This window comes from Rhizobium yanglingense (assembly GCF_977109285.1).
Window position 1 is genome coordinate 205,152 of sequence record NZ_CDSAWY010000005.1, and the last position, 13,385, is coordinate 218,536.

The 13,385-nt window shown below is 60.4% G+C and carries 16 protein-coding genes; 10 read left to right on the forward strand and 6 right to left on the reverse strand.

Features of this window, described 5'->3' with window-relative positions:
• Position 1: 1 nt before the first annotated feature.
• The 4 genes from ACW4PC_RS10695 to ACW4PC_RS10710 form a co-directional block, all read right to left on the reverse strand.
• Entirely contained in the window at positions 2-1,096 is a 1,095-nt protein-coding gene (locus ACW4PC_RS10695) for a flagellar motor protein MotA (RefSeq protein WP_455873794.1), read from the reverse strand.
• A 114-nt stretch (positions 1,097-1,210) separates the two neighbouring features.
• The gene (locus tag ACW4PC_RS10700; RefSeq protein ID WP_455873795.1) at positions 1,211-2,011 is read right to left on the reverse strand and encodes an inositol monophosphatase family protein; all 801 of its coding nucleotides are present in this window, start codon (positions 2,009-2,011) and stop codon (positions 1,211-1,213) included.
• Positions 2,012-2,207: 196 nt separating this feature from the next.
• The gene (locus tag ACW4PC_RS10705; RefSeq protein ID WP_455873796.1) at positions 2,208-3,287 is read right to left on the reverse strand and encodes a tetratricopeptide repeat protein; all 1,080 of its coding nucleotides are present in this window, start codon (positions 3,285-3,287) and stop codon (positions 2,208-2,210) included.
• A gap of 10 nt (positions 3,288-3,297) precedes the next feature.
• The gene (locus tag ACW4PC_RS10710; RefSeq protein WP_194728162.1) at positions 3,298-3,951 is read right to left on the reverse strand and encodes a thiamine phosphate synthase; all 654 of its coding nucleotides are present in this window, start codon (positions 3,949-3,951) and stop codon (positions 3,298-3,300) included.
• A 107-nt stretch (positions 3,952-4,058) separates the two neighbouring features.
• Here ACW4PC_RS10710 and ACW4PC_RS10715 point away from each other — a divergent pair, with 107 nt between their 5' ends.
• Both ACW4PC_RS10715 and ACW4PC_RS10720 read left to right on the forward strand, forming a co-directional pair.
• On the forward strand, positions 4,059-4,823 hold the full coding sequence (locus ACW4PC_RS10715; RefSeq protein ID WP_455873797.1) for a sulfite exporter TauE/SafE family protein: 765 nt from the start codon (positions 4,059-4,061) through the stop codon (positions 4,821-4,823).
• Between the two features lie 80 nt (positions 4,824-4,903).
• Positions 4,904-5,164, forward strand: a complete 261-nt coding sequence (locus ACW4PC_RS10720) for an ArsR/SmtB family transcription factor (RefSeq protein WP_022715809.1) — start codon at positions 4,904-4,906, stop codon at positions 5,162-5,164.
• Positions 5,165-5,324: 160 nt separating this feature from the next.
• On the opposite strand, the gene ACW4PC_RS10725 is transcribed toward ACW4PC_RS10720, so the two are convergent.
• Positions 5,325-5,498, reverse strand: coding sequence for a YdcH family protein (locus ACW4PC_RS10725; protein ID WP_022715810.1), 174 nt, complete (start codon positions 5,496-5,498; stop codon positions 5,325-5,327).
• A gap of 228 nt (positions 5,499-5,726) precedes the next feature.
• On the opposite strand from ACW4PC_RS10725, the gene ACW4PC_RS10730 reads away from it, so the two are divergent.
• The 7 genes from ACW4PC_RS10730 (at position 5,727) to ggt (ending at position 11,406) form a co-directional block, all read left to right on the forward strand.
• On the forward strand, positions 5,727-5,930 hold the full coding sequence (locus ACW4PC_RS10730; RefSeq protein WP_027508067.1) for a YdcH family protein: 204 nt from the start codon (positions 5,727-5,729) through the stop codon (positions 5,928-5,930).
• A gap of 19 nt (positions 5,931-5,949) precedes the next feature.
• Positions 5,950-6,444: a 5-(carboxyamino)imidazole ribonucleotide mutase gene (gene purE, locus ACW4PC_RS10735; protein ID WP_028739727.1), complete on the forward strand. Its 495-nt coding sequence runs from the start codon at positions 5,950-5,952 to the stop codon at positions 6,442-6,444.
• Positions 6,441-7,505: a 5-(carboxyamino)imidazole ribonucleotide synthase gene (locus ACW4PC_RS10740; protein ID WP_455873798.1), complete on the forward strand. Its 1,065-nt coding sequence runs from the start codon at positions 6,441-6,443 to the stop codon at positions 7,503-7,505. The genes purE and ACW4PC_RS10740 overlap by 4 nt, the downstream gene beginning before the upstream one ends.
• Positions 7,506-7,662: 157 nt before the next feature.
• Positions 7,663-7,788: a type B 50S ribosomal protein L36 gene (gene ykgO, locus ACW4PC_RS10745; RefSeq protein WP_003582204.1), complete on the forward strand. Its 126-nt coding sequence runs from the start codon at positions 7,663-7,665 to the stop codon at positions 7,786-7,788.
• 112 nt (positions 7,789-7,900) lie between these two features.
• The gene (locus ACW4PC_RS10750) at positions 7,901-8,515 is read left to right on the forward strand and encodes a hypothetical protein (RefSeq protein WP_455873799.1); all 615 of its coding nucleotides are present in this window, start codon (positions 7,901-7,903) and stop codon (positions 8,513-8,515) included.
• A gap of 66 nt (positions 8,516-8,581) precedes the next feature.
• Positions 8,582-9,592 (forward strand): alpha/beta hydrolase, encoded by a 1,011-nt coding sequence (locus ACW4PC_RS10755; protein ID WP_455873800.1) that lies wholly within the window; start codon positions 8,582-8,584, stop codon positions 9,590-9,592.
• Between the two features lie 68 nt (positions 9,593-9,660).
• Positions 9,661-11,406 carry a gamma-glutamyltransferase gene (gene ggt, locus ACW4PC_RS10760; protein ID WP_455873801.1) on the forward strand — a complete coding sequence of 582 codons (1,746 nt, stop codon included), beginning with the start codon at positions 9,661-9,663 and terminating at the stop codon, positions 11,404-11,406.
• Positions 11,407-11,418: 12 nt separating this feature from the next.
• On the opposite strand, the gene ACW4PC_RS10765 is transcribed toward ggt, so the two are convergent.
• Positions 11,419-12,126: a hypothetical protein gene (locus tag ACW4PC_RS10765; protein WP_455873802.1), complete on the reverse strand. Its 708-nt coding sequence runs from the start codon at positions 12,124-12,126 to the stop codon at positions 11,419-11,421.
• A 157-nt stretch (positions 12,127-12,283) separates the two neighbouring features.
• Between ACW4PC_RS10765 and ACW4PC_RS10770 the strand changes: the two genes are divergently transcribed.
• Entirely contained in the window at positions 12,284-13,354 is a 1,071-nt protein-coding gene (locus ACW4PC_RS10770; RefSeq protein ID WP_455873803.1) for a helix-turn-helix domain-containing protein, read from the forward strand.
• Positions 13,355-13,385 lie beyond the last annotated feature (31 nt).

Here is a 13,385-nt window from a genome sequence, read left to right on the forward strand (position 1 = left end):
CTTACTTGCCCTCGCTCTTTTCGGTCTGGCTGACCCGGTGGCTTCTCTCGGCGCCACTCTGCTTTTCCTGCGCGCCGACGCGTTCGGCCAGCCGGTCCAGCGTGCGACGCATGGCCTTTGCCTCGTCCTGCTGCGCTTCGATCCAGTCGCGCAGCATCTGCTGTTCGTTGCGCATGTTCTTGACGAGACCCTGGATGCCTTCGGCAAGGCTTGCCATCGCGGCAACCGAGCGCTGGCTGCCGGCTCCGCCTTCTTCGGCAACCTTCTTCAGATAGTCCGACATCGCGCGAAGGTCCTCGGAAGATGTACCCGAGTCGAGCGCCGGAACGGCAATATCCGACCCGACATCGGTCACCGAGGAAAGCCAGTTTTCGAGTTCCGTGTAGAAGCGAGTCTGCGCCCGGCCGGCCTGAAGATCGAGGAAGCCGAGAATGAGCGACCCGGAAAGGCCGAGCAGCGAAGACGAGAAGGCTTGGCCCATACCGGAAAGCGGCAAGGACAGACCTTCCTTGAGCGTGGTCAGCACGTCGCCAGTGCCGTTCGAGCCTGCATCAAGCGACTGAATGACGCCGCTGATCGAGCCGATGGTGCCGATGAGACCCCAGAAGGTACCGAGAAGACCGAGGAAGACGAGAAGGCCGATGAGGTAACGCGACGTATCACGCGATTCATCGAGGCGGGTGGCGATCGAATCCAGAATAGAGCGTAGCGCGGTGGTCGAAAGCGTCGCCGTTGACTTACGATTACCGATCAGCGCCCGCATGGGGGCAAGCAGTCTCGGATTGCGGTTTACCTTGTCCGCACTGCCGGCTGCGCGAAAGGAATTGAACCAGCGTACCTCCGGACGAAGCGACAGCACATGGCTGAAGACCAGGATGATGCCGACCGCAAGCACGCCGACGATGAGGCCGTTGAGGCCCGGATTGTGCATGAACGCTGTCTGCGTCTGCCGGAAAAGGATGGCGGCGATGAAGCCGACGATGACCAGAAACAGCAGCATCGTCCAGAGGAACGGCATCGGGCTGGAGAGTTTATAGACATAGTTGCTGCTCGGTTTTTCGGTCGAGCCGAATTCCGCCGCATTCACATTTTCCATGGTTGCGCAGCCCTCCGGATTGCTTGCAACCGAAGACTAGATCAACATTGTGCCGAATTGAAGTGCGCAGGCAGAGAAAACCGTGTCTTTACAACAGTCGGTTTCCGACGTGTCTCACTTCGCAGGGATGGGGCGCTTGATGGTCTCGATCAGCGCCTTGTGAATATATTCATTACCGGCGACGATCGCGCCGCCATCGAGGATATCCGTGCCGCCGTTCCAATCGGTCGCATAACCGCCAGCTTCACGGATAAGCAGGATGCCGGCTGCCATGTCCCAGGGCGACAATCCCATTTCCCAAAAGCCATCGAAGCGGCCAGCCGCGACATAAGCCAGATCGAGCGAGGCAGCGCCCATGCGACGGATGCCGGCCACTTCGCCCATCACATGACGAAGCTCGACGAGGAACTTGCCGTGGTTGCCGCGGCCGAGATGCGGCACGCCGCAGCCGATGACGGCATCCGAAAGAACGCGGCGCGCACCGACGCGCAGCCGGCGGTCGTTCAAGAAGGCGCCGCCGCCGCGCTCGGCAGTATAGAGCTCGTCCATCGCCGGATTGAAGACGACGCCCGCAACGACTTCGCCATTGCGCTCAAGGGCGATCGACACGGCAAAGGTCGGAATGCCGTGCAGGAAGTTGGTCGTGCCATCGAGCGGATCGACGATCCAGCGGTGCGCCCCGTCCGTGCCCTTGATCTCTTCGCTCTCCTCTCCAAGGAACCCATAGGTCGGGCGCGCCTTCAGGAGCTCGTCCCTGACGATCTTTTCGGCTTTCCGGTCAGCATTGGAAACGAAATCGCCGGGCCCCTTCACCGAAACCTGCAGGTTCTGCACTTCTCCGAAATCACGCCCCAGCGACTTTCCTGCCTTGACGGCAGCCTGAACCATGACATTGAGAAGAGCAGAACGGGCCATTGGGGCATTTTCCTTGGAACTGGTACGGGGTGCGCTGTCAGGGCGGGAAGGGTCCCTGATCGCCGGAAAGGGCAGCGCTCTTAATTAGATGGCGGCCTCAAGACCACAAAATCAGGCAAATTTCAAGGGGAGAGCGCTGCAGACGCTGAAAGAGGTCGCCGGCACCGAAGGCTTCGCCGACGCACTGTTGTGAACCTCAGGGCAGGCGGCGGAACTTGTTTGCCCGGTCGATCGCCTGCTTTTGCTGAGCGTCCTCGATGCCGAGATAGAAATCCTCAAGCTCCGGATCGGTCAACCCTGCCCGGCGGGAGAGCACGTACCATTTCGCCGCTTCGACCGGGTCCGGCTTGGTACCGAGCGCACCGATATAAAGATGTGCGAGCTTGTTCTGCGCCGCGACGTTACCGCGATTGGCAGCAAGCTTCAGCCACTGAAAGCCCTTCACGAAGTCCCGCGGTCCATTTGTGCCATTGACGAGCCATACGCCGAGATCGAGCTGCGCGGTGTCGTAACCTGCGCGCGCGGCCCGGGCGAGCCATTCGCGCGCCAGCTTCTTTTTCTGCTTCGGCAGATCGGCAAGCACGGAATAGATTTGTGCCACGGCATACTGGGCGTCGGCAATACCCTGCTGGGCGGACTTTTCATAGTAGGGAAGCGCGAGCTTCAGTCCTTCGGGGCCGGGATGATCGGTCGTCAGCAACTGCCCCCAGTTGAATTGCGCTGAAGGATTGCCGCCGTCGGCCGCCCGGCGCATGTAATCGTCCGCCTTCGCCTTGTCGCGCGGCACGAGCTCTCCCGCCATCAGGATCAGCGAATATTTGAACATCGCCGCCACATCGCCGCCTTCGGCGGCCTTGCCGTACCAGAATGCTGCGCTCTTCAGATCGCGGCGAACACCGAGCCCGGCATACTGCATTTCCGCAATGAGCGTCTGCGCTGCCGGATCCCCAAGCTGCGCGCGCGGCAGCGCCAGCTGCATTGCCGTCAGGTAATAACCGCGCTGATAGGCGCCGTAAGCCGCATCGATCGGCCCTTTGTAATCCTTCTCCGGCGGCAGGTCGGGCAGCTTGGCGCCCATGCGATCCAGCACGCCGAGACCGGTCGAGGGCTGCGCTCCTTCCGCCGGCCGATTGGTCTTGAACGGTTCAGCTTCCGAACCTAGCGGACGTGTCACGACGTTGTCGACCGTCTGCGCCGAAGCGCCATACGGCAAAACAGCCGCGAAAACGGCGGCAGACAGGAGGGATCGGCGCAAACAGGCGGAGAGGATCGGCATGGCCGCGATATCAATCCCCAAACCGTGGCGCTTTTTCGTCAAGAAGTGCGTTGACCTGAGCGACGACCGACGGGGCCAGCCCCGGCTCGCCAAACACCGCCAGGCGCAATGCCACGAACTCGGCACCGGACTCGGCGACGACAAGGGCAGAAGCCGGATCGGTCCCGCCCATGACGATGCAGGGAATTTCGATCATCGAGGCCCACCATTCGCCGAGCGCCACGTTCTTCGGATGCGCCTCCGGCTTGATGTCGCCGTCGAGTTTGCCGAAGAAAATATAGTCCGGCCGTGCCTCGCCGATCTCCAAAGCCGTGTGGCGGTCGGTCGCTTTACCGCCGCCGATGATCAGCTTGCCGGCATGTTTGTCGATCGCCTCGGCGATTTCGGCGGCTAAACCCGTCAAATGCAAACCGTCTGCCTTCGCGCGTCCGGCGACGCGGCTGTCGCCCGCAATCAGCGCCGCTGCCCCTGCATTCTGGATGATCGGAACCAGTTTCTCGGCATGTTTTTGAAACGCGCCGGCATCGAGCCCGTATTGCGGCACGATCACCGAGGCAACGTCGCCGCCCTTCAGTGCGTCGGCGACAATATTTGCCTGCTCGTCGGCATCCGCGATGTCCGGGACGATCAGGACAAGGCGGCAGCGGTTTTCCGGTCCGGTCATGAACTCTTTCCATTTTCAGCGGGTTTCGCCAGCAGGCGGCAAATCCACACTCGTTTTGTGTGAGTAATTCCGTTAGACGGGGCTGGCAAGGGGAGGACTTGAAAAGCATGCTGCCGGAACTGTCATTCTTTTATGCCGCGGTGCCGGCCGTGCTGCTCGTCGGCCTCGCCAAGGGCGGCATGGGCGACGCACTGGCCTTGATCGGCGTTCCTGTTTTGGCCCTGGTTGTCTCGCCTGTCGAAGCAGCCGCCATCCTGCTGCCGATCCTGATTTTCATGGACATGATCTCGCTCGTTGTCTGGCGCAAGCACGGCGACGGGACGACGCTGAAGATCATGCTGCCGGGTGCCCTCTTTGGCATCGCGGTCGGCTGGGCAACATCCGCACTGGTGCCCGGCAATGTCTTGCGCGTGGTCATCGGTGCAGTCACCGTACTCTTCTGCGCCCGCTATTTCTGGGACAATTTCGGCCCCGGTGCAGGAAGGGTGGTCCTGCCGCGCGGCCAGCGGCCTTTGCTTGCGAGCGCCTGGGGCACGCTTTCCGGCTATGGCAGTTTCGTCGCCCATGCCGGCGGTGCGCCGTTTCAGATCTACGCCCTGCCCTTGAAACTGCCGCCACGCGAATTCATCGGCACCAGCGTGCGTTTCTTTGCCATCTTGAACGCGGTGAAACTCATTCCTTATTTTGCGCTCGGCCAGCTCGATACCAAGAATCTCGTAACATCGGCGACATTGCTGCCTTTCGCCCCGCTTGCGACCATTGCTGGCGCCTGGTGCGTTAAGCGCATGAAGCCGGAGATATTCTATCCGTTCATGTATGCGATGGCACTGATCGCAGCGTTTCTGATCATTCACGAAGGGCTTGGATTGTAGGTCCTGACGCCGGCAAGCGCCGCTCGGTTGCGGCGCACAATTTCCTTGCCCGGAGGCTGCCTTTAACGTAGCTTTTCGCCATGTCGACCACCGACCCTTTCGCCGCGATATCAGATCCGAACCGGCGGTTCCTGCTGGAGCAGTTGCGGCGCGCGCCGAGAACGGTCAACGAGCTCGCCGAAAGCCTGCCGATCAGCCGGCCGGCGGTTTCGCAGCATCTGAAGGCGCTGCTTGACAGCAACCTCGTGTCGGTAACCTCCGAAGGCACGAGGCGCATCTATGCGGTCAACAACCGCGGCTTCGACAAACTCAATCTGTGGCTTGATCAATTCTGGGCGTGAACGCCTTCGTTCAAAAGAAATGCGCCAGCCCAACTCCGCACTTTTTGGGACTGGCGCATGATTTTTCAAAAATCGCCGGTTATTAACTAACCCATTTGAAAGATTGGATTTTATCCTCTTTATGCTGCAGGATCAGCGCGCCGGCAATCGGCATTATCGCTTAGTGAACGGATGATTTCAGACGTTGGATTTCGTCTTTGATGCGCAGCTTTCTGCGCTTGCAATCCGCAATGTCGGTGTCTTTTCTGGAGGGGGATGCCATCAGCGAATGTAACTCCTCCTCAAGAGCTACATGCTTTTTTTCGAGTGACTCAAGATGAGCTTGAACAGTCATTTGACCCTTCCTTCCTCTTGCCTTCCCCAGCCATCCATCGCTGGAGTTCTAGGCGTCAACTTTTGGAATGTGACACATTTTTACATCCTTGTCGAAGGCGAAAACGTGCTCAGTCCATGGCAAATTCATGATCAGCACCAACTAGCCGCTGCCGCTATTTGGTGATAGGAGCTTGCGGAAATCATCGGCAGGCCGGACAACGTCCGAAGACGATTATGGGGAATACGAATGGCCGATCAGGAACAGGCGGAAATCAGGCTCATGGCAGCGCGCTTGCGTCAGGAGCACGAGGATTACGACGCCGCGATCAACGCCATGATTGCCATGGGATGCGACGCGCTGCGCATCCAGCGCATGAAAAAGAAGAAGCTCGCCATCAAGGACAAGCTGACTAAGCTGGAAGACCAGATCATTCCGGATATCATCGCCTGAAAGGGTAATGCCGTTGACGCTGACAGACAGACCGCCCGTCGCCATCATCATGGGCAGCCAGTCCGACTGGGAGACCATGAAAAACGCCGCCGACACGCTGGAGGCGCTGGAAATTCCGTATGAAGCGCGCATTATTTCGGCGCATCGGACGCCCGAGCGCATGGTGAATTTTGCCAAGACCGCGCGCGACGAGGGCTTCAAGGTGATCATCGCCGGTGCGGGCGGCGCCGCCCACCTTCCCGGCATGACGGCCGCGCTGACGCCGCTTCCGGTTTTCGGCGTTCCCGTCCAGTCGAAGACGATGTCCGGCCAGGACAGCCTTCTTTCCATCGTCCAGATGCCAGGTGGCATTCCGGTCGGCACTCTTGCGATCGGCAAGGCAGGCGCAATCAACGCAGCACTCTTGGCCGCAGCCGTTCTTGCGCTTTCGGACGAGGATATCGCCGAGCGTCTCGATGAATACCGCGAACGGCAAAGCGCCTCGATTGCCGAATATCCCATGGACAACCTATGACGGCAAAGACGATCGGCATCATCGGCGGCGGCCAGCTCGGCCGCATGCTTGCGATGGCCGCAGCACGGCTGAACTTCCGCACGATCATCCTGGAACCGCAGGCCGATTGTCCTGCCGCGCAGGCCGCCAGCCGCCAGATCGTTGCTGCCTATGACGATCCCGCCGCGCTGGCCGAACTCGCAAAGGCCTGTGACGTTGTGACCTACGAATTCGAGAATGTGCCGGTTTCCGCTGCCGAGGCCTTGGCAAGGGATGTTCCCGTCTACCCCCCGCCTAAGGCGTTGGAAGTGGCACAAGACCGTCTCGTCGAAAAGCGCTTCATCAATGAATGCAGCATCCCGACCGCGCGCTTTCACACCGTCGACAGCCAAGGCGAGCTTGACACAGCGCTGAAGGACTTCGGCGGCCAGGGCGTGCTCAAGACGCGCCGCCTCGGCTATGACGGCAAGGGCCAAAAGGTATTCCGTTCCGCCGCCGACAGCACGCAAGGCGTCTATGCCGGCCTCGGCGGCGTGCCGCTGATTCTGGAGAGCTTCGTCGCCTTCGAGCGCGAGATTTCGGTCATCGCCGCCCGCGCGGCGAACGGCACCGTCGTCGCCTTCGATCCGGCGGAAAACGTCCATCGCAATGGCATTCTGCACACCTCGACGGTGCCCGCGTCGATCTCAGAGGCGACCGCCGCGGCTGCACACCACGCGGCGGAAGCAATCCTCTCCTCGCTCGGCTATGTCGGCGTCATCGGGATCGAATTCTTCGTGCTCGCAGACGGCAGTCTGATCGCCAACGAAATGGCCCCGCGCGTCCATAATTCCGGCCACTGGACCGAGGCAGCTTGCGTTGTCTCGCAGTTCGAGCAGCACATCCGTGCCGTCGGCGGCCTGCCGCTCGGCAACGCGGACCGTCATTCCGAATGCGTGATGCAGAACCTGATCGGTGACGATATCTTGAGCCTGCCGGAATGGCTGAAACGCCGCGATACCTTCGTCCACCTCTATGGCAAAACCGAATCCCGCCCCGGCCGGAAGATGGGGCATGTGACGGTACTGACGGGGAAAGCCTAGGTTTTTGCCCGAGAAAACGCCTTCACGTGGTTGACACAGACAGGAGGCCGGGTTATCTGCACGCCCAACCTAAAGAGCGCGCACAGACGCGCTTTTTGATTGTTTAAAAGATACGGGCGAATGTGAAATTCCCCCACAGAGATCGCGGATCAGAAAAATGAAGATCAAGAATTCGCTCAAGTCGCTCAAGGCTCGCCACCGTGACAACCGTCTGGTTCGCCGCAAGGGCCGCATCTACATCATCAACAAGCTCAACCCGCGCTACAAGGCTCGTCAGGGCTGATCATGGCGTGAGCCGGATTACGCCTGGCGTTTATGTGCTGCGGGCTTTTCCGGTAGGGTCGCTTCGGTGATCACATCAAATTTTCTTTGATCTTCGGCGCTGGCGGGCTACATTGTCCGCCATGCGCTTTTTTGCTTTGACCTGCGCGGCGCTGCCGCTTGCTCTCGGTTTCCTTGCTCCTGCTTTCCCTGCCGCTGCTGCGGAAAAGGAAGTTATTGTCGAGCAGCGCGATGCCAACCCCTCTCCGAAACAGCATCTCGACAATCTCTATGCCCAGCTGAAGCGCGAGCGCGATCCGGACAAAGCGAGCGGCATTGCGGAGGAAATCCGCCTCGAGTGGAATAATTCCGGCAGCGCCACCGTGAACTTGCTGATGCAGTGGGCCGACAAGGCGATCGAGGAAAAGCGCAATCCTGCAGCCCTTGATTTCCTCGATCAGGCGATTGCGCTGATGCCTGACTACGCCGAAAGCTGGAACCGCCGCGCAACGCTGAATTACGCCATGGGCAACTACCGGAAGTCGATGTCCGACATAGAGCACGTGCTCGATCTCGAGCCGCGCCACTTCGGTGCACTCTCGGGATTGGCGACGATTCTCAATATGTCGGGCAATGACCAACTCACCTTGAAAGCCTGGGAGCGCTTCCTGGAGGTCTACCCCGCAAACCGCGTAGCGCAGCAGCAGGCGAATACCCTCTCCGAAAAACTCGCCGGAAGCCGGACCTGATCTTGACGCCGAACCGGCATGCGCAATCTTACGGATTGGTGCCGTAACTGTTGCCGGTTCAAAGCCATGCTTGCCGAAATTTCCGCCATTCTCCTCCCCATCGCTGCCGCAATCGGCTATTCGTCTTATAAAGCCCGGCAGTTTGAACAAGCATTTCCCAATATCGGCGAACTGGTCGATATCGACGGCTACAGGATGAACGCCGTCCACATCCCCCGCCCCGACACCGCCGACCTACCGCCCCTGGTCTTTATCCACGGCGCGAGCGGCAATCTGCTCGACCAGATCGGCGCCTTCCTACTGCCGCTCGAAGGGCGCGCGGAAATGCTCTTCGTCGACCGTCCCGGACATGGCTATTCGGAACGCGGAGGACCGGAGAATGCTTTTCCCTCCGGCCAAGCGGATGCGATCGCAAAGCTCATGGAAAAGCGCGGGATTGAAAAGGCGATCATCGTCGGTCACTCCTTCGGCGGCGCGATCGCCGCGTCCTTCGGCGTGCACCATCCGGAAAAAACCGCCGGTCTCCTCTTCCTTGCCCCGGCGACGCATCCGTGGCCGGGCGGCATCGACTGGTACTATCATATCGCGACCGTGCCGCTGATCGGCTGGCTCTTTAGTCGCGTTGTTGTCGTACCGCTGGGCCTGTGGCGGCTGGAGCAGGTTACACTTAATGTCTTCCGGCCCAATCCGCGCCCGGCTGATTACATCTCAAAGACTGGGCCGTCCCTGGTGTTGCGGCCGAAGACCTTCCATGCCAACGCCACCGATTTCATCAGGTTGCTTGAATATCTGAAGGCGCAATCGCCCTTCTATACCCGCATCACGGCGCCGACCGTCATCATTACCGGCGACAGCGACGGCATCGTCTGGGAGCACCTGCATTCCCAGGGCCTTGCCCGCGACATCGCCGGCTCCAAACTGCTGAAGATCAAGGGCGTCGGCCATAAGCCTGACTATCTCGCAACCGATGTCGCCATCGCCGCACTGGAAAATATCGCCGGAATGCCGCGCGATCTTGAGGCCGCCGTGCGCGTTGCCGAAGAAAGGTTGTCAGGCGGCAGCGCAATTGCCGCCTGAACGGACTTGCGCGCCGCCAAAACGAAACCATATCCCTCCGAATAATCTGATGGTTTGGAGGGGAAGTGATGGCACGCCTGCGCATTAAAGCCATTTCGCTATTTGCCGCTTTTGCCTTTGTCGTCTTGCCGCTCGCACCGGCTTTCGCCGCCTCGCCTGCGCCCGTCGAAGCCGAACATGGCATGGTCGTGACCGCACAGCATCTGGCGACGGATGTCGGTGTCGAGATCCTGAAGAGCGGCGGCAATGCCGTGGATGCGGCAGTGGCGGTCGGCTACGCGCTGGCAGTCGTCTATCCGACGGCGGGCAATATCGGCGGCGGCGGCTTCATGACGATCCGGCTGAAGGACGGCAAGACGACCTTCCTCGATTTTCGCGAGCGCGCACCGCTTGCCGCCACCAAGACCATGTATCTCGATGCCAAAGGCGATGTCGTTCCGCGCGCCAGCCTGGACGGCTATCTCGCCGTCGGCGTGCCAGGCTCGGTCATGGGCTTCGAAACGGCGCGTGAGCGATATGGCACCAAACCCCGCGCCGAGTTGCTGGCGCCGGCGATCCGCTTTGCCAAGGACGGCTTTACGTTGGAACAGGGCGACGCTGCGACTTTCGCCTCAAGCGCAAAGCGCCTCGCAAAAGATGAAGCTGCCGCAAAGATCTTCCTAAAGCCGGATGGCAAACCTTATTCCGCGGGAGAAAAACTCCTGCAGCCCGAGCTCGCCGCGGTGCTGTCCGGTATTTCCGAGAAGGGAACGGACGCCTTCTACAAGGCCGCACCTGCCGAGGCGATCGTAAAGGCAAGCCAGGCGAAAGGCGGCGTTCTCGCGAAGGAAGATTTCGAGCAATATAGCGTGCGCGAATTAAAGCCGGTCGAATGCAACTACCGTGGCTACGACATCGTCTCCTCGCCGCCCCCCTCTTCCGGTGGCGTCATCATCTGCGAGATCCTGAACGTGCTGGAGGGCTACCCGCTTTCCTACATGGGTTATGGTTCGTCCGAGACAGTCCGCGCCATGGTCGAGGCCATGCGTTACGCCTACGTCGACCGCAACGCCGCGCTTGGTGATCCGGACTTCGTCGACAACCCGGTTTCGAAGCTTCTGGACAAAGGCTATGCCAAGGAAATCCGCGGGAAGATCGATCCCTACAAGGCCGGTGAATCCGTCGACCTGAAGCCGCTCGGCGCCAAGGAAAGCGTTGAAACCACCCATTATTCGATCATCGACGACGAGGGCAACGCGGTCGCCGTCACTTATACGCTGAACGGTTCCTTCGGTGCCGGCGTGGTTGCCCCCGGCACCGGTATCCTGCTTAACAACGAAATGGACGACTTCACCTCGAAGCCGGGCGTGCCCAACCTTTACGGGCTCGTCCAGGGCGAGGCCAACGCCATCGCGCCGAAGAAGACGCCGCTCTCTTCCATGAGCCCGACGATCATCTCCCGGGACGGCAAGCCCTTCATGGTGATCGGCAGCCCCGGCGGCTCGCGCATCATCACCATCACTCTGGAAGCGATCCTGAACGTCATCGATTTCGGCATGGACATCAGCCAGGCCGTCAATGCACCGCGCATCCATCATCAATGGCAGCCGGACAAGATCTATCTCGAACCCTATACCCTTTCTCCGGATACGATAAAGACGCTCGCCGCCATGGGCTACAGCTTCGACGATGGCAGTGGTCCGCCCCAATGGGGCCAGGCGGCCGGCATCCTTGTCGGCGGCAAGAGCCTTGCCGATATCGAGAAGGGTGGCGGCGCGCGCTATTACGGTGCGATGGATAGCCGCGCCACCGAGGGTGCGGCAAAGGGATATTAAGCGCCGGCTGGGCTACCGGATCCGGGCGCGTACATAATCTCCTTTGATGTTCACCAGCGGGCGCGTGCCCGGGACGCTTGGAACGAGGCTGTCAATGTAGGACGCCTTGGCGGTCACGGTATAATCGACCGGGACATCCTTGCCGAATTCGAGATAGGCATCGAGCGACTGTGCGGCGATCTCGATCGTTTCGTCGTGTTTGACGGCATCGTAGGTGAGGTTTGCGCGAACGGCGGCGCCGGAGATATCGACGCTGGAAGCATGGCCGTCGAGCGTGATGTCCGCCGCCATTCCCGACGTGCTAAGACTTGCGAAGTCGCCGTTCAGTTTCGCCACGAATACCTGCTGCTCGATGCGCACGGCGCTGCCGGGCGCGACATTCGCCGATACTTCCGGCGAGCAATCGGCAATGTCGCTCCAGGCCGACATCGCTACGTCGATCGTCAATGTCGCTCCGTCGATTTCTGCCCGGCTCTCGTCCTTGCAGATATTGAAGAACCAGCTCGAATGCCAGAATGAAAACCAGCCGTTCCGGCGGCCGCTGGTTGCTGCACGATAGGGCTCATCCGATTTCGTGGTGATGTTGATTGAGCTTGCATCGCCAATGATCACGATCGTGCGGATGCTGGAAACATCAAAGGTCACTCCGAGCGGCCTCACATCAGCGAAACTGGATATCAGCATCATGAAAAACAGGGGAATGGACGGGACTATCGACATCGGCTTTTTCCTTGATGGTGCCGTCGAAATGACCGGCCATATCAGGTTGCCTTCCAGTTCTCGTTGTTGAGACCTGAATCATGATCCGGGTCGCCTGCAATTGCGATCGAGGCCATTCTCGTGCTGATATCGAACCATCGAACCCGGACACCGCCTCATGATCTTTGTTCCGCTTCCCTTCGTCGTTGCAATGCTGCTCTTCATCGTCCAGATCCGCCTGCTGCGGCAGGAGGACTGGCGTGCGCCGGAAAAGCGGCCGTTCCTGCTTCTCATCGGCATCTACGCGCTGCAGTCCGTGCTGATCGGAATTCGCTGGGGCTACGACGTCCTCGCGATCATGCCGGCACAAGCCATTCTGGCAGCGATGATTGCCGCACTCGCCTGGGTCAGCTTCCGGAGCCTGACGCTGGAGGGGCCGCGCTCATTTGCTCACCTGTGGCCTCATGCCCTTCCAGCGGTTCTGATCGCCGCCCTGCTGGTATTTTGGCGCGAGCCGATGGGCGTTGCCTTGACCCTCATCTTCATTGGCTATGGAGCGGCCCTGCTCTGGCTCGCGCGCCATGGCCCGGACGGACTTATCGCATCGCGGCTGGACGGCGCGCTACTTTCCTATCGTTCGCTCCTGATCACGGCAGCGGCGCTCATTGCTGCCGCGGTCGCCGATATCTACATCAGCCTGGATTTCGACCGCACCGGCGGCACACATGGCGGTGCCATCGTGGCGCTCGGCAACGTCATCACGCTCCTCGTTCTCGGGGGCGCCGCGTCCATCGCCAGCGGCGGCCAACCGGCGGAGGAGCAGAGCCTGGAAACACCCCCCACCCCGCCGTTAATGCCGACGGAAGAGGACGGCACAGTTGCCGCCTCCCTCGATGCACTGATGCAATCCCGCGAGATCTATCGCGATCCCGAGCTCAACCTTAACCGCATTGCGCGAAAGATGAGCCTGCCAGCCCGCCGCGTATCGATTGCCGTCAACCGCATCCACGGCGTCAGCGTCTCGCAATATGTCAATGAGTTCCGCATCCGTTCGGCCTGCGATCAACTGATCAAGACGGATGAACCGGTGACGCGCGTGATGTTCGATTCCGGCTTCATCAGCAAATCGAACTTCAATCGCGAGTTCCTGCGCGTGACCGGCACGAGTCCGACCGACTTCCGGCGCCGGCGCATCATCGGCATGGCTGACACCGCTGATGCGAAAGTGCCGGCTTTTGTGTCACGGTGACAAAGTCTGCGTTCACAAGTGAAGGCGGGCA